The organism is Bartonella machadoae (assembly GCF_022559585.1).
Lineage (GTDB): Bacteria > Pseudomonadota > Alphaproteobacteria > Rhizobiales > Rhizobiaceae > Bartonella > Bartonella machadoae.
The window spans coordinates 2,076,997-2,095,174 of record NZ_CP087114.1; the positions used below are offsets into that span (position 1 = coordinate 2,076,997).

Sequence of the window (18,178 nt, forward strand, 5' to 3'; positions counted from 1 at the left end):
ATGAGGGGGGTAAATGACTGCTAATAACTGACAAGAGACAAAAGCCCCTTAAAAGGTATTTTGATAAGGATATAAGAATTCAAAATGTTTTCATAGCAAATCAAAACCGCATGATCATATTTATCATTTTGTTTTATGAGAATGATGCGGTGGCTATAAGGAATGAATCGAAAAGAGATTTGAATCAAAAGCGCTGGTTATAAAGATGCGGTCTCTATAAAGCTGTCCAAATTACAAACCTCTTGTAAAAAATTCACAAAAATATTCACAAGTTATCTCATAAAAATAATGATGCGTTATAAAGTTAAAAATAGGCATTATGAGAGCGTTTTTAGTTATTATGATGTTTAAAAGAGAAAAATAACACAATTGCGTAATATAGAGTCAAATAGAGTCAATAAAACAGAAAATATTCATAACTATATGACGCATATTTATACACAATGGCATAAAAAATAATTATAAAAAAACACAAAAAAGAATAAAATATGATTGACAATAAATACGTAATTTGTTATATAAATACTCAAGTGCTAGAAACACTTAACAGTAAGCGAATAGGTTACGATAAACCTAATCCTGTTATAAAAACTGACTTTCTTTTATGCTATAGAATGCATATAATGATTTTGTCGGGTGTGGTTACATTATACAATACCTTTTCTAAGGAAAGGTGTAACGACGGACTTACTGCCGTGTTTCTAACGCCCGGCGCCCGTATAGGGTGTCAATAGAAACTTAATCAGTAAGGATTTAAAAATGAAATCTACAGTTAAAAACACCCCCGTTATCTCATCCAAAAAATATGAATTAACTGATGATATGCAATGCATAGATGGTCACTTATTATACCGTATACGTGCTTTAAAAGACTTTGCTGATGTCAAAAAAGGTGACTTTGGTGGCTTTATTGAAAAGGAAGATAACCTCTCTCATGATGGCAATTGCTGGGTTTATGATCATGCTCGTGTTTTCCAAAATGCTCGGGTCTTTGAGAATGCTAAAATAAAAGGTTATTTTGTTGATGTCTATGGGGATGCAAAAATTTATGGAAATGCGATTTTTGAAGGCATGTCTATAAATGATTATTGTGAGGTCTATGGCAATGCCCATGTGCAAAATGCTGCTGTAATCGAAGGCAATGTTAAAATTTATGATAACGCCTCTGTAAGTGGGCATGCCCATATTTCTGATATGACCGTCATTTGCGATAATGCCCATGTCGGGGGCAATGCAAAAATAAGTGATGGTGCTTATATATGTGATTATTCCTATGTCGTTGATGATGCCGTGGTTTGTGGCTCTCTTGTCTCAGGGGATTCTTGTGTTCATAGCGCCGCCTCATTAACTCCTGATGATCAACTTCATGATGAGGCAATTCCAAGGTTTGGTAGTGAGGAAGATTATTATCGTCACGAATATTATGATGATTATAGTTATGATTACAATTTTGAAAATGCAAATCAAGCTGCGTAAATAACACCGCGGGCGCGGCGGGGGCGCCCCTCTCTAGACTTCATTCAAATTTTATCCATTATTTAGATTGGGAGCTCCCTATGACCACTAAAACTGTATCTAAAATTGTATCCAAAAAATATGAATTAACAAATGAAACGCATGTCGTTGGTAATCGTACCCTTTATCGCATTCGTGCATTAAGAGATTTTGCTGATGTCAAGGCTGGTCAATTGGGGGGCTTTATTGAGAATGAAAATAATCTCTCTCATGATGGTAACTGCTGGGTTTATGATGATGCGTGGGTTGCTGACAATGGCGTCGTATCTGATAATGCGCAAATTTTCAATTATGCTAGCGTTTTCGATAATGCAACGGTTTGTGATGATGCAAAGGTTTGTGATTGTGCAAAAATTTATGACAATGCAAAAATTGCTGATAATGCTAGGGTTTTGGGAAGGGCTTTTGTTTACAATCATGCCTGTGTTTTGAATAATTCTGAAGTTTCTGACAGGGCTGTTATAAAAGGCAATGCAAAAATTTATGATAACGCTTTACTAACTGGCTATGCGCAAGCTTATGGGAATGCAAAGATTTTTGGTAACGCACAAGTTTGGTTTTTTGCTGTGGTTTGTGATGATGCTTGTATTTATGACAATGCTAAAGTTACAGGTGCTACATACATTTGCAATAAAGTGAGTGTTTTTGGTAATTCATATATAGATACAAAAAAATTGAATGGTAATATCAAAATTTGTGATCAAATCATAAATAAAGCAGCATAAATAACGGCGCGGGGGGCGCCTGCTTTCCAAATTCTTTCATTTAAAATCTCATGTTCTATAAGGATTGTTCCTATGCAAAAGAAATTTGCACTTACAAATGAAACGCGTCTCTTTGGTAATCGCATATTGTATCGCATTCAGGCTTTAAAAAGCTTTTCTGATGTCAAGGCTGGTCAACTCGGTGGCTTTATCGAAAATGAAAGCAATTTATCTCATGATGGTAATTGCTGGGTTTATGGTAATGCTCTGGTTTTAAACTCAGGTCGGGTTTCTGAAAATGCTAGGGTCTATCATAACGCTATTATCGCTGGTTATGTCTATGGCAATGCAATCGTTCTTGGTAAATCGATCATTTATGACCATGCCCATGTCTATGGTAATGCACAAATTTATGATCACGCCCGTGTCGTCAATTATGTTCATATTTATGAAAATGCTAATAGTCACGGCATTGTTATGATTTTAGAAAAGACACGTGATGATATTGAAACAAGGTCTTATATCGAATTGCTTTCCAATAATGAAATAAAAATCATCTGGCTGCGTAATAAAGCCTTTTTAAATCTTTAAAGCGCGGCGGTCATTCCCTTTTTCCAACATTTTCCATGCAACTTTTTTCACAAGAGAGATTGTGAGGGGTCTTATGATGTCCAAAAAATACAAACTAACTAATGAAACAAAACAACTGAAAGATAAAATTACACAAAAAATTACAACGCTTTATCGCATTCAGGCTTTAAAAAGCTTTTCTGATGTCAAGGCTGGTCAACTCGGCGGTTTTATTGAAAAGGAAGAAAATCTTTCTCATAACGGTCTTTGCTGGGTTTATGATAATGCATTGGTTTATAAACATGCCCGTGTTTATGACAATGCAAAAATACGAGGCAATGCGCAAATTTGTGGTCTTGTCTATGGCAATGCTCAGGTGCATGATAAGGTGTTTATTTCTCAATATGCAAAAATTTATGACAATGCATTTGTTTATGATAGTGCGCATGTGGCTGGCTATGTTTATGGCAAGGCTCGTGTCTATGGCAATAGTCGCGTTTCAATTGAAGCCCATGTTTATGGCAATGCGCATCTTTTTCATAATAGTTATCTTTTTGAATATGCAAGGCTTTATGGCAACGCTAGAGTGTTAGGCTCTGCTTGTCTTTTTAGCACTGCGCATGTTTATGGCTATGCTGTTGTTAAGAGCCGTGCAAAGATTTATGGCAAGGTTTATGACTATGCAAAAGTGAGTGGCTGTGCGCAAATTTATGGCTCTGTTTATGGAAAAGCTCAGGTTTCTCATACGATCAAGGTCTTTGGTCGTGCTTGTGGGCGTGCAAAACTGAATCGAAAAAGTGAGATAAGAGAGGTTCCCAAAAATAAGGAGGTTAATAAGAGCGATATTCTTATAGAGATTATTGATACTGAAGAATAAACAATAAATGCGGGGGGCGTTGGTTTCATGCCATTTCAAAAGACAAGAGTGCAAAAAAGAAAGCCGTGCCATTTTTACGTGACGCGGCTTTCATGTCTCAACTCTCAATGGAGTTATAAGTACATATATACAAAATGTATTATATTGCAAGCTTTGTATTCGCTTTATAAAAACTTATCCCAAATAATATAAAGGAATGGTTATGAAAGCGTTCTTTTAGATCATTACGTTTGAATGAAAAAAACTATTAGCTCTATGATGATTTAAAACCTATTTATACAATGCCTTCATTTTTAAAGCGGTTAATTGAAAGAAAGCACGTTCTCAAAACGCTTTGAAAGCTATATCAAGTCAATCAAAAGCAAGCGTTGGTTTTGAAAGCAATCTCTTAATAAAATAAAAAACAGCTCTTTTAAAATCAACCGGTCCAAATTTGGGCTGGTTTGGGCTGGTTAAAATTACTCACCCCAATTTTGGGGGAAGTATCTTTCTAACTTCTCTCTAACTATCTTAAAGAGGTGCCCTCATTTTTGAGGTAACTAAAATCACTCAATCCAAATTTGAATTAACCCCTTTCAAAAAAAAGTTTCAAATATTTGCATTTAAACAAGCCCTCATATTCAATTGCGTTTTAACAATGCGATTTATTATGATAAAAACGTCTTGTACAATTTATGACCTGTTATGAATGATAGCTGCTTTGCATTTCATTTGAATGCTCTCATGTGTTATAACATTGGTATCATGATTTGCTTTTTATGCTCTGTTTATAGATAGCTATTGTTTGTAAAAAATGATCAATTGAATCGTGCATAAAAGTATGGATTCATAAGTGGATTCATATAAAATAAATGCACTTAATATATTGATTTCATTGTATTTTTCTTAACAACACGTTTCTGTGAACGGATACCTTTAACGTGGGGGACGATAGCCTCGACCGTTTATTCAGACCGTCTTATTTTTGGCAAAGAAATCATTGAAATACGCTATGAAGCAGGGCGGCGTTTTGCTGGTATGTTTGGTTGGAAAGAATATCCAGCAAAAACCAAAACGGGCATGACAGATGGTCTTCTCACACTCCCCTTTGAGTTTATTTTCACCCAATCTTTTGTTTTCAAAAGCAAAAACAGTGCCAAGCAGATTATGGGGCGCAAACAAAACCAAATGGTGAGTGCTGGCGACCGTGCGGGATCACAAATTTTAGAATTAGATGATGCGTTAGACGATCTTGAATCCAATCGCTTTGTGTTAGGAGAGCATCACTTATCATTAGCAGTCTTTTCTGATACCCAGCAAGAATTGGCGGATAATCTTGCCAAAGCCCGTTCTCGTCTCACAGACGGTGGCGCGGTTGTTGCGCGGGAAGATCTTGGTCTTGCAGCGGCTTGGTGGGCACAATTGCCGGGCAATTATGCTTATCGCATACGTTCTGGAGCGATTACAAGCCGCAACTATGCGGCACTTTCTCCATTTCATTCTTTTCCGGTTGGGAAAATAGATGGCAACGCATGGGGACCAGCAGTCGCATTAATGAAAACCAGTGCTGGTTCACCCTTTTATTTTAATTTTCACTTTGGCGATTTAGGCAACACATTTGTTTGTGGTCCGTCTGGTTCTGGTAAAACTGTTATTGTCAATTTTCTGTTAGCGCAACTGCAAAAACATGACCCCAATATGATCTTTTTTGATAAAGACCGTGGAGCAGAACTTTTTGTGAGAGCGGGCGGCGGCACTTATATGCCGTTGAAGAATGGTCAACCAACAGGTATAGCACCACTGAAGGGGTTAGACTATGACAATCCAGCAGACAGAGTCTTTCTACGACAATGGATTACCAAACTTGTTTCGGTAGAAGGTCAAACGATTAGTGAAACCGAAAGACAAGATATTTCTGCGGCGGTTGACCAATTAGCCTTATTGCCTAGAGAACAACGCACGATTTCTGCATTACAAATGTTTTTTGATACCACCCATAGGGAGGGCATAGCGGGGCGTTTAGAGAGATGGTGTCGCGGTAATGCATTGGGGTGGGTTTTTGACAATCCTGATGATGACATTGGCATTGATGCAAAATTCATTGGCTATGATATGACGGACTTTTTGGACAATGATGAAATTCGTCCACCATTAATGATGTATCTTTTTCATAGAATTCTTTCTCTGATTGATGGGCGCCGCATTATCATTGTCATTGATGAATTTTGGAAAGCTTTAGAAGATGATTCCTTTAAAGCCTTTGCGCAAGATAGGCTAAAAACAATTCGTAAGCAGAATGGTTTGATGCTTTTTGCCACGCAATCCCCGAAAGATGCGATTAATTCGACCATAGCCCACACCATTATAGAACAATGTCCAACACAGATTTATTTTCCCAACCAAAAGGGCAACCATGCAGATTATGTAGAAGGTTTTAAATTATCCGACAGGGAATTTAACCTGATACAAACAGAATTAAGCAGAGAGTCACGGCGTTTTCTCATCAAGCAAGGTCAAAGTTCTGTTGTAGCAGAACTGAATTTACGTGGTTTTGATGATGAAATAGCCATTTTAAGCGGCACCACAAAGAATATTGAGCTTTTAGAGAGCATTATGGATGAAGTTGGTGAATCTCCAGAAAAATGGCTCCCTCTTTTTCAAGAAAGGTCAAAACAATGAAGAAACTTTTATTAACAACGGCTCTTTGTGCAATATCCATTGGTTTAAAAACAAATGCATTTGCCATGTATCCTGTCTTCGATTCTACCGCTGCGGCCAACATGGCGAAGCAATTTCAGCAAGGCACACAACAATTAAACAAATTGCAACAACAAATTCAACAAGGCGCACAACAGCTTAACCAATTAAAGAGCCAACTTGATCAAATGAAACAATTATATAAATCGCTCAATGTAAAACCTGACACATCAGCATTGCAAGACATGTTCAACAAGCAAGGGAGCAATGGCGCCCTCCCTTCTGATTTTAATAATTTTGAACATTCGATAAATGGTACTGGCGGCGGCGGCGGTGGCAGCAAAAGAAAGCGTATCATGAAGAAAAATACAATAAAATCAATATATTAAGTGTATTTATTTTATTTAAATCCACTTAAGAATCCACACTTTTATGCACGATTCAATTGAACATTTTTTATAAACAATAGCTATCTATAAACAGAGTATAAAAAGCAAATCATGATGCCAATGTTATAACACATGAGAGCGTTCAAATGAAATGCAAAGCAGTTATCATTCATAACAGCACATAAATTTTACAAGACGTTTTCATCATAAAATCGCATTGTTAAAACGCAATTGAATATGAGGGCTTGTTTAAATGCAAATATTTGAAACTTTTTTTTGAAAGGGGTTAATTCAAATTTGGATTGAGTGATTTTAGTTACCTCAAAAATGAGGGCACCTCTTTAAGATAGTTAGAGAGAAGTTAGAAAGATACTTCCCCCAAAATTGGGGTGAGTAATTTTAACCAGCCCAAACCAGCCCAAATTTGGACCGGTTGATTTTAAAAGAGCTGTTTTTTATTTTATTAAGAGATTGCTTTCAAAACCAACGCTTGCTTTTGATTGACTTGATATAGCTTTCAAAGCGTTTTGAGAACGTGCTTTCTTTCAATTAACCGCTTTAAAAATGAAGGCATTGTATAAATAGGTTTTAAATCATCATAGAGCTAATAGTTTTTTTCATTCAAACGTAATGATCTAAAAGAACGCTTTCATAACCATTCCTTTATATTATTTGGGATAAGTTTTTATAAAGCGAATACAAAGCTTGCAATATAATACATTTTGTATATATGTACTTATAACTCCATTGAGAGTTGAGACATGAAAGCCGCGTCACGTAAAAATGGCACGGCTTTCTTTTTTGCACTCTTGTATTTTGAAATGGCATGAAACCAACGCCCCCCGCATTTGTTATTATTCTTCAGTATCAATAATCTCTATAAGAATATCGCTCTTATTAACCTCCTTATTTTTTGGAACCTCTCTTATCTCACTTTTTCGATTGAGTTTTGCACGCCCACAAGCACGACCAAAGACCTTGATAGTATGAGAAACCTGAGCTTTTCCATAAACAGAGCCATAAATTTGCGCACAGCCACTCACTTTTGCATAATCATAAACCTTGCCATAAATCTTTGCACGGCTCTTAACAACAGCATAGCCATAAACATGCGCAGTGCTAAAAAGACAAGCAGAGCCTAACACTCTAGCGTTGCCATAAAGCCTTGCATATTCAAAAAGATAACTATTATGAAAAAGATGCGCATTGCCATAAACATGGGCTTCAATTGAAACGCGACTATTGCCATAGACACGAGCCTTGCCATAAACATAGCCAGCCACATGCGCACTATCATAAACAAATGCATTGTCATAAATTTTTGCATATTGAGAAATAAACACCTTATCATGCACCTGAGCATTGCCATAGACAAGACCACAAATTTGCGCATTGCCTCGTATTTTTGCATTCTCATAGACACGGGCATGTTTATAAACCAATGCATTATCATAAACCCAGCAAAGACCGTTATGAGAAAGATTTTCTTCCTTTTCAATAAAGCCACCGAGTTGACCAGCCTTGACATCAGAAAAGCTTTTTAAAGCCTGAATGCGATAAAGCGTTGTAATTTTTTGTGTAATTTTATCTTTCAGTTGTTTTGTTTCATTAGTTAGTTTGTATTTTTTAGACATCATAAGAGCCCTCACAATCTCTCTTGTGAAAAAAGTTGCATGGAAAATGTTGGAAAAAGGGAATGACCGCCGCGCTTTAAAGATTTAAAAAGGCTTTATTACGCAGCCAGATGATTTTTATTTCATTATTGGAAAGCAATTCGATATAAGACCTTGTTTCAATATCATCGCGCGTCTTTTCTAAAATCATAACAATGCCGTGACTATGAGCATTTTCACAAATATGAACATAATTGACGACACGGGCGTGATCATAAATTTGTGCATTACCATAGACATGAGCATGGTCATAAATGATCGATTTACCAAGAACGATAGCATTTCCATAGACATAACCAGCGATAATAGCGTTATGATAGACCCTAGCATTTTCAGAAACCCGACCTGAGTTTAAAACCAGAGCATTACCATAAACCCAGCAATTACCATCATGGGAGAGGTTGCTTTCATTTTCGATAAAACCACCGAGTTGACCAGCCTTGACATCAGAAAAGCTTTTTAAAGCCTGAATGCGATACAATATGCGATTACCAAAGAGACGCGTTTCATTTGTAAGTGCAAATTTCTTTTGCATAGGAACAATCCTTATAGAATGAGATTTGAAATGAAAGATTTGGAAAGCAGGCGCCCCCCGCGCCGTTATTTATGCTGCTTCATTTTCGATAATTTTTTCACGATTATTGATTATAACATCATCACTTACTTCATTACGAACATACGTATTTCCAAATATTTTTGCATTGCCATAAATTTTGATATTTTTTTCAATAACCGCTTTTCCATAAACCCTAGCATTTTCAAAAATATGAGCACCCTCACTTACATAAGCAGAGCCCGATACTTTTGCATTGCCATAAACAGAGCCATTCACATAAGCACTATGCAAAACTTTTGCATTGTCATATATTTTTGCCTCTATAGTAATAAAGGCTTTTCCATAAACCACGGCATTGTCATAAACTTGACCACAAACCTTTGCATGACCATAAACCTTGGCATTCCCATTAACCACGCACTTGCCATAAACCCATCCCTTGTCTCGAAACCACATATTCCCTGAGATACTAGCATGATCATAAACCTTGGCATTGCCATAAACATGGGTATCATGACCATAAACTTTAGCATGATCACTAATAACCGCATTCCCATAAGCTTTAGCATGTTTAGCAACAACGGCTTCATTACGAAGTTTTGCATTTTCAGACACGACGCCATTGTCAGCAACCCACGCCTCATCATAAATCCAGCAATTGCCATCATGGGAGAGATTATCTTCATTTTCAATAAAGCCACCCAATTGACCAGCCTTTACATCATCAAAATCCCTTAATGCGCGAATGCGATAAAGATTTATAGGCACAAATTTACCATCCTTATTTTGGTAAATTTCTTTGATTTCATTTGTTAATTCATATTTTTTAGTTACAACTGTACTAATCATGAGAAAACCCAATCTAAATATCTAGTAAATTTGAAATGAAAAAATTTGGAAAGCAGGCGCCCCCGCCGCGCCCGCGGTATTATTTACGCTGCTTGATTTATGATTTGATCACAAATTTTGATATTACCATTCAATTTTTTTGTATCTATATATGAATTACCAAAAACACTCACTTTATCGCAAATGTATGTACCACCTGTAATTTTTGCATTGTCATAAATACAAGCATCATCACAAACCACAGCAAAAAACCAAACTTGTGCGTTACCAAAAATCTTTGCATTCCCATAAGCTTGCGCATAGCCAGTTAGTAAAGCGTTATCATAAATTTTTGCATTGCCTTTTATAACAGCCCTGTCAGAAACTTCAGAATTATTCAAAACACAGGCATGATTGTAAACAAAAGCCCTTCCCAAAACCCTAGCATTATCAGCAATTTTTGCATTGTCATAAATTTTTGCACAATCACAAACCTTTGCATTGTCACAAACCTTTGCATTATCGAAAACGCTAGCATAATTGAAAATTTGCGCATTATCAGACACGACGCCATTGTCAGCAACCCACGCATCATCATAAACCCAGCAATTACCATCATGAGAGAGATTATTTTCATTCTCAATAAAGCCACCCAATTGACCAGCCTTGACATCAGAAAAATCTCTTAAAGCACGAATGCGATAAAGGGTACGATTACCAACGACATGCGTTTCATTTGTTAATTCATATTTTTTGGATACAATTTTGGATACAGTTTTAGTGATCATAGGTAAGTTCCCAATCTAAATAATCGATAAAATTTTGAATGAAATGTTCTTAAGAAGGGGCGCCCCCGCCGCGCCCGCAGTGTTATTTACGCAGCTTGATTTGCATCTTCAGAATTGCAATCATATTGGTAATCATCATCATAACCATAATCATCATAATATTCATGACGATAATAATCATCTTCGCTACCAAATTCGGGAACCGCAGCATCATAAATATCATCATCAGATGATAAAGAGGCGTCACTATGAATACAAGAATAACCAGATACGGTAGCCCCACAAACCACGGCATCATCAATGACATAAGAATTACCACAAATATAAGCAGCGCCGCTTATTTTTGCATTGCCTCCAATTTGAACATCATCACAAATCACGGCATCATCAGAAATATGAGCATGCCCACTTACAGAGGCGTTATCATAAATTTTTGCATTGCCTTCAATAACAACCGCCCCTTTAATATGAGCATTGCCATAAAGGCGCGCATTGCCCCCCATAAAAATAGATTCGAAAATAGCATTTCCATAAATTTTTGCATTGCCACAAACGTCTACAAAATAGCTTTTTACTTTTGCATTGCCTGAAACCTTTGCATTTTCAAAGACACGTGCATTATCATAAACCCAGCAATTGCCTTTATGTGATAAGTTGCTTTCTTTTTGGATAAAACCGCCTAGATCTCCTTTTTTCACATCACCAAAGTCTTTTAAAGCACGGATACGGTACAATGTGAGACCAGTCATAAAATCCATTTCATTGGTTAATTCATATTTTTTGGATGATTTTCTATTTTTAACAGTAGCATTCATAGCTAGTGTCTCCTTATCAATGTTGTCTGTTATTCTTGATACCCATCAAGGCATCGGGCGCTAACAAACACGGTGATAAGTCCGTTGCTTACACTTTTCCTTAGAAAGGTGTTGTATGGTGTAAGCACACCCGACAGAATCTTAATATACTAACAAGAGCACAAAAGACAGTCAGTATTTTAAAGTTTTGGAAAGGTTGTATCGTAACCTATCCGCTTATCATAAGTGTTTGTTAATCACTTGAGTATTTATATAGCAAATTACGTATTTATTGTCAATCATATTTTATTCTTATTTGTATTTTTTTATAATTATTTTTTGTACCATTATGTATAAATATGTGTCATATGATTATAAATATTTTATGTTTTATTGCGTCTATTTGACTCTATATTACGCAATTGCGTTATTTTTCTCTTTTAAACATCATAATAACTAAACGAGCTCTTATGATGCCTATTTTTAACTTTATAACACATCATTATTTTTATGAGATAACTTGTGAATATTTTTGTGAATTTTTTATAAGAGCTTTGTAATTTAAACAGCTTTATAGAGACCGCGTCTTTATAACCACACCGCTTTTGATTCAAATCTATTGTTTTGATTCATTCTCTATAGCCACCGCATCATTTTTATAAAACAAACAATAATATGATCATGCGGTTTTGATTTTTATAAAAACATTTTGAATTCTTATATCCTTATCAAAATGCCTTTTTATGGGATTTTGTCTCTTTTGTTTGTTTTGTCAGTTGATTTACCCCCCCCCTTTCATGTAAAAAAATTGATATAAAATAAAAACATTATATTTCAATAGGTTAGTATTTTTCAAAATTTTAAAATATCACGTATAAAAGCAATGTGAATAATATAGACAATTAATGACACGCATTTTGTCTGTTTTGTCAAATTTTGTCAGTAAATTTTAACAAACAAGTGTTATGATTAGAGTGCGTGTTTAAATCATGTTTTATGAGAGGAAATATGGCTCTTTAAATGCCTTTCAAAAGACAAGAGATGGTTATGAGGCGTGTTATAAAGAGTAACTTATCAATTTGAGCGGGGTTTTGAGTTTTGAAACTTTGTGTTGTAAAGAAAAAAACACTAAAAAGATAAAAAACAATCTCTCTTGATAAATACAACCTATTAATACGCATATTTGTCTTTAAAGAGAGCTTTTGAAAGATAAGAAAGGTATCATTTTAGATTGCGATATAATCTTTTAAAGGCAATGTAAAAAAATCTCATTCTATTTAAGATGGGATTTCTTAAAAACCTTAAAGCAATCCAAATGAGAGTGTCTAAAAGTGCAAGGCTTCTCTTTTTAGAATAGCGCATGATAAATCATTCCTTTTAAGATTATAGGTAAGCAACCTAATAAGAGAGTATAGATGATGGTTATAAGATCTATACCTCTTATGAGATTGGCATGATTCATAAATCTATTCAGTTTCTCTTAATTCCAAATTTGGCAGGTTTTTAACAATCTTCATTGTTTCTAAACTTACCGTAATAACCCTTTGGAATAATTCCAATGGATAAGCAGGGTTGCCAATGGTTTCAAGTGCATAGCGATTGGCATCATTAACAATGCCACTCTTTTTATCAGTTTTTACACATTGCCGTCCCATAACCCATTCAAGAGCGGGTTTACCATTTACGATATACTCATAAGCTTCCTTAGGTATATCTGTTATGATGATATTGCTATTGTAAATAACAGTAGACTTATCCTTTTCCTTACTATTTTTGATTTTTGCGAATTTCATTTCTGTAACGTAATAAAATTTTTCAGGATTAGAGATATCTGTAAGTTTTGGATTGCCTTTTTTAAAGGTCACTGGATAAGGCTCTATAGTTTCATAATTGACGTGCAAATTACCTAATTCACGACCAGCATTAACAAATGCCCAGAAATCTTCAGCACTCTTTACGCAAGGGATGCGAGGCAATTCCTTAGAGAGATTATCAGCATAGCGAGCACGGTAATCTTCTGAATGCAAGAGACCGTAAACATAATAGAAGATATCATCTTTGGTAATTTTCTCATTAGGATAAGCTGTTTTAAAATGTGCTAATCCCTCATCAGTAATGGCATCATGGCGTTGTAAACCAGTGCTTTTGCTTTCTTCTTTAGAATTTGCAAATAAATGAGACTGTTTTTCATTTTTGTCTTTTTTAACTGTAACATCTTCGTAAATGTACAATGGAAAGCATTGACCATTATTTATTACTTGTAAATCAGGTAAATTTTGACTCATCAAAACAGAAAAGCCACTTCGTGCTCCTATAGCAGAAACTTGTATCACCCTATTATTAACTGTTTTTCCCATAGGGAATATCTGCGGTATTCGGGAAACCATTTCATTAAAGGTGCGATTATAATAAAGCCATTGTTGTGTAAAGGGACGATAGAGACTATGCGCGAGGCAACTTTCTTCAAAGTCAAAAACCTTTCCTTTTGCTAATTTTTGTTTAAGCCTAAGGCTCCAACTAATTTTTTTCGGATCCGAATTGACAAAATCATCTACAGCTTTTGTGCGTGTTTTATGATCAGCATGGGGATAGGTGTCATTAAAACGTTCTACTTCGCTCTTATAAAAGGTGATCATATTACCCATATTATTTGCTAAAGATTCACGACTCGAGTTATATACCCAAACATCACGGTTGGTTACAATACCACACGAATAATTTTCAAAGAGCTTTTTACCGTGCCCTTTTTTAATACCTATAGCTAGGAATGTTTTAAAACTTTCATTTCTTTGATCAAGCCAATCCCCATGCTTGTCTGGTGTAATGATTTTCCAACCTTGTTTGCTCCATGTAATACCCTCAATACTACCAAAAGTTTCGATTATTGTGAGTTTTTTTTCTCTTGTGAGATAATCTCCAATATCACGGAAATATATTTTACCATGCTGTTGTGCATTTGGGTTTTTTACGAGAATAGAGATGGCAATAGGTGCTCGTGATCCAGAACCAAAAATTTTGCCTCCTTCTTTTCGAGAAAGTTCTCCAGAGGTGCGTTGATTACCCCGCAAATGGAAAATATAAAGGCTGCTAAATTCCTCAACGAGGCATTTGCGTAAACCATCCATAGAATTTGCATCTATAAAACTTGCATTTGTAACAAAACCAATAACACCACGGTCCTTTATACGGTCACTAGCCCAGCGAATGGCACGAATGTAACTGTCATAAAGTGCTTGCACATAAGTTGTTTTTGAGTGCGCAGCATAGGTTTCACGAATACGTTTATCTAAGAGTGGATAAGGAGTGTTCTTGGCATTATCATTCTCATTCTTTTGCCCAACGGAATAAGGAGGATTGCCAATAATCACTTCAATATTCAGATTTTTCTGAAGTTCTAAATATTCACTGTTTTCTTTAAACAATTTTTGCAGCAGATTTTTCTCTTCAAGCATCTGAAACGTATCGGTTAAACCAATATGTTTAAAGGGAATATAATCTCCTTTCATAAGACTATGATAGGTCGATTCAATATTAATGGCAGCAATGTAATAGGCAAGCAAGACAATCTCATTGGCATGGATATCATGACGGAACTTATATTCCATATCCTCTGGTTTAATCAGATCGGATTGCAACAGCCTTGTGATAAAAGCACCTGTTCCCGTAAAAGGGTCAAGAATAGAAACACCCCGTGAACCCAAGCTCTTGCTAAATTCCTTGCGTAAAACATCATCAACAGAATGAATAATAAAATCCACAACCTCAACAGGGGTATAAACAATGCCAAGCTTATCGGTGGTTCTTTTAAAAGCCTTGGCAAAAAAGCTTTCATAAAGTTTGATAATCAGATTTTGTCTTGCATGGGGTTCGGTAATCCCAGAAGCACGGAATTTGACACTGTCATAGAATTCTTTAAGTTCCTTCGAATCCTCTTCAATATTGGTCTTGTCTAATTCCTTTAAAATCTTTTCCATTGCTTGTGAGATGGCATTGTTTTGAACAAATTGATTGCCATCAAACAAAGCTTCAAATACAGGACGCGTGACAAGATGTTGTGCGAGCATCTCAACAGCTTCTTCTTGTTTGATATCACTGTTTAAGTTGTTTTGTAATTCTTTGAGAAACGCATCAAATGCACGGCGTGCTTTACTCTTTTCATCAGCAAGCATGTTTTGCAGGCGATTGATATGATTTTGTGCAATCTCAGCAACATTGCCAGCCCAGTTTTCCCAATAGTCACTCATAGTAGATCTTTTGACAAGAAATGCCCTAAAAGCATTGGGGAATGCCTTATACAGAGGCAATTGTCCTTGCCCATTATGGTGAGAAAGGGATTTACGGACAGTCGTAGCAAAAGAAGCATGTGCACTTTCTGTTTTCGCTTGTAAGGGCACATCATCAACAACGGTTGTCACATTTTCTATCTCCATCTTTTGAGAAACCGTGACAATATCGATAATAGAACTTACATCTTGCCCTAAGTTCATTTGATTAAGGGTTTTGCTAAAATTCTCATCATGAGAAAGCAAAGCATTGAGAACTTGCCAAACAACACTGTATTTCTTATTGTTTTTTAAAGCCAATTCGGGGGAGATCCCAGCCGGCACGCCAACCGGTAAAATGATATAGCCTCTTTTCTTATTGGGAGCTCGACGCATCACACGCCCCACCGCTTGTATGACATCCACTTGGCTTTTGCGCGGGTGTAAAAACATCACCGCATCAAGAGCAGGGACATCCACACCTTCTGAGAGACAGCGAACATTGGTTAAGATACGACAGGTATTTTCCCCCGCATCATCTTCCAACCATTCAAGCAATTCCGTTCGTTTCTTGGCACCATCTTTTCCATCAATATGTTGCACTTCACAGAGAAGAGGAGGTGTATCTTTGTGTTCTTTATGGATTTTACGGAAAGCTCTCTTAACACCCTTGCCTTCAAAGGTATCACGAATGCGTTGCGAGGTTTTAATATCTTTACAAAAAGCCAAGGCACGACGCATGGGATTAGGGTCATCACCAAGATCAACTTTCAGATCGATTTTGCTAAGAGCTTGGTAACAGCCTAAGATCTTTGTTCTATCATCAAGAGTAAGTTCATAATTCTTATGGTTGGTAGGAATCTCAAGAGTATCACGTACGAACTTTTCATCCACACCCAAGACAATAATCTTATAAGGCGTTAAGAGGTCATTCTTGACGGCATCGGAGAAACTATAAAAATAGAGCTGTTTTCCATAGATTGTCTCATTATCCATAGACGCCAGAACAGCATCCAGTTCATCCGCACGCCTTTTTGCATGGTCACTAAAGATGCGCGGGGTTGCGGTCATGTAAAGTCGTTTTTTGCCCTGAATAATGCTGTTATCATGAACCTTGATAAAATCAGATTCACTTTTATCGGTTCCCAAAGCCGCCCCCGTTGTCCTATGGGCTTCATCGCAAATGATCAGATCAAATTCAGGTAAATCATGGTTCTTTTGTGCATCAGCAATCACTTGGATTGATTGGTAAGTAGCAAAAACAACATTCATAACATGGGGAGAAACTTGATTTCCTTTCTCTCCAAGCATTTGCGCATCGGTTGTGACAGGCAAGGCAAGATCTGAAGCACTCAGTTCAGCATCATCATCATTATTGAGACGCCGCTTGCCTATTTGCTTATCAGAACAAACCGCAAAGGAACGCAACGGGATTTGTGCATCCGCTGTCCATTCGCGTATGGTTTGTGACATAAGAGCAAGAGAAGGTACCAAAAACAAAACACGCTTGCCTGTTCCGGCTATTTGTTCTGCTATCTTGAGACTGGTGAAAGTTTTACCCGTTCCACAAGCCATAATCAGCTTGCCACGGTCTGCTTCTTTTAAACCCTCACAGACAGCTTCAATGGCTTCTTTCTGATGGGTAAAAGGCAACTTTTGTTTCTTATCTTTAAGAACAATTTTCCCTTCTGTTTCAAAAATCCCCCAATCAATTGCACTGTTTTCCATATTGAAGAGATTAATGCGATAAACCGGAACCGCTTGTCCTTCAATCATGGTATTGGCGTTTTCGCTTAATTCCCCTTGCGTGCTGTCAATAAGAAGGCGATATTTAAAACGATTTTTACCTGAGATGGCGATAAAGCTCTCAATGTTCTCTTGCGTGATTTGATAATTTGTCTCATAAAATTTACATTGAATGGCGACATACTCATTGCAATCACGGATTTTTGCAACCAGATCAATATCCGTATCTTCATCGCTTCCTTTCCATCCATGCACATCAGCCACGTCTCTATAGCTTTGGACCGTTTCATATTCTTGGCATTGGAGAGGGTCTTTTGTGAGATAAGCAATCACAAACTTTTCGAAAGCCTTTTGCTTTTCTTGATCTGAGATTGATTTTTCACGATAGGATTGTAAGAGAGAGCGTAAAGAGGATTGTTTGTTATCAAAATTGAGGGTTTGATACATTATAGAGAAACTCCATACCTTATGACATTGACTCATTAACAGTGTAAGAATCACAATGGCGTTTCATAAATACATTTAGAACAAATATCGAGTACCCAATAAACCAAAATGGCGCGAAAACCACTCAAATCCGTCAAAAAAATTTACAAGATGCAATTATAAACAGCCTATAAACAGCAAAGTAGTAAAATTTACTATTCGTTTTTGTGTTAATAAAAACAAATTCGATATGTATTTTAAGAGATCAAAATAAATAGTTTGAAGTGTTTTATGATCACTAAAATCATAAATGCTGTCTGTTCAATTTTTAGACAAATACAGACAAGTTTTGATCAATTGTTCCCATTAATTGT

General features: G+C 36.4%; 11 protein-coding genes and 1 pseudogene. 6 read left to right on the top strand and 6 right to left on the bottom strand.

Annotation, left to right across the window (positions count from 1 at the left end):
* The first annotated feature begins 759 nt into the window (after positions 1–759).
* From LNM86_RS09735 to LNM86_RS09760, 6 genes and pseudogenes are all read left to right on the top strand, one after another.
* Positions 760–1,476: a nucleotidyltransferase family protein gene (locus LNM86_RS09735; RefSeq protein WP_241437516.1), complete on the top strand. Its 717-nt coding sequence runs from the start codon at positions 760–762 to the stop codon at positions 1,474–1,476.
* A gap of 80 nt (positions 1,477–1,556) precedes the next feature.
* A complete protein-coding gene (locus LNM86_RS09740; protein ID WP_241437517.1) occupies positions 1,557–2,240 on the top strand; it encodes an LbetaH domain-containing protein in 684 nt (227 codons plus the stop codon).
* Between the two features lie 72 nt (positions 2,241–2,312).
* Complete coding sequence (locus LNM86_RS09745) at positions 2,313–2,810, top strand: hypothetical protein (RefSeq protein WP_241437518.1); 498 nt, start codon at positions 2,313–2,315, stop codon at positions 2,808–2,810.
* 76 nt (positions 2,811–2,886) lie between these two features.
* Positions 2,887–3,666, top strand: a complete 780-nt coding sequence (locus LNM86_RS09750) for a hypothetical protein (RefSeq protein WP_241438981.1) — start codon at positions 2,887–2,889, stop codon at positions 3,664–3,666.
* 903 nt (positions 3,667–4,569) lie between these two features.
* Positions 4,570–6,324: pseudogene (locus LNM86_RS09755) on the top strand (VirB4 family type IV secretion/conjugal transfer ATPase); the annotation flags it as partial.
* On the top strand, positions 6,321–6,731 hold the full coding sequence (locus LNM86_RS09760) for a type IV secretion system protein (RefSeq protein WP_256460909.1): 411 nt from the start codon (positions 6,321–6,323) through the stop codon (positions 6,729–6,731). The pseudogene LNM86_RS09755 and the gene LNM86_RS09760, both read left to right, overlap by 4 nt.
* Positions 6,732–7,585: 854 nt before the next feature.
* On the opposite strand, the gene LNM86_RS09765 is transcribed toward LNM86_RS09760, so the two are convergent.
* The 6 genes from LNM86_RS09765 to LNM86_RS09790 form a co-directional block, all read right to left on the bottom strand.
* Positions 7,586–8,365, bottom strand: a complete 780-nt coding sequence (locus LNM86_RS09765; protein ID WP_241438967.1) for a hypothetical protein — start codon at positions 8,363–8,365, stop codon at positions 7,586–7,588.
* A 76-nt stretch (positions 8,366–8,441) separates the two neighbouring features.
* Positions 8,442–8,939 (bottom strand): hypothetical protein, encoded by a 498-nt coding sequence (locus tag LNM86_RS09770; protein WP_241437519.1) that lies wholly within the window; start codon positions 8,937–8,939, stop codon positions 8,442–8,444.
* Positions 8,940–9,008: 69 nt separating this feature from the next.
* The gene (locus LNM86_RS09775) at positions 9,009–9,809 is read right to left on the bottom strand and encodes a hypothetical protein (protein ID WP_241437520.1); all 801 of its coding nucleotides are present in this window, start codon (positions 9,807–9,809) and stop codon (positions 9,009–9,011) included.
* A gap of 83 nt (positions 9,810–9,892) precedes the next feature.
* Positions 9,893–10,576: an LbetaH domain-containing protein gene (locus tag LNM86_RS09780; RefSeq protein WP_241437521.1), complete on the bottom strand. Its 684-nt coding sequence runs from the start codon at positions 10,574–10,576 to the stop codon at positions 9,893–9,895.
* A gap of 86 nt (positions 10,577–10,662) precedes the next feature.
* Positions 10,663–11,391, bottom strand: a complete 729-nt coding sequence (locus LNM86_RS09785) for an LbetaH domain-containing protein (RefSeq protein ID WP_241437522.1) — start codon at positions 11,389–11,391, stop codon at positions 10,663–10,665.
* Positions 11,392–12,836: 1,445 nt separating this feature from the next.
* On the bottom strand, positions 12,837–17,825 hold the full coding sequence (locus LNM86_RS09790) for a DEAD/DEAH box helicase (RefSeq protein ID WP_241437523.1): 4,989 nt from the start codon (positions 17,823–17,825) through the stop codon (positions 12,837–12,839).
* Positions 17,826–18,178 lie beyond the last annotated feature (353 nt).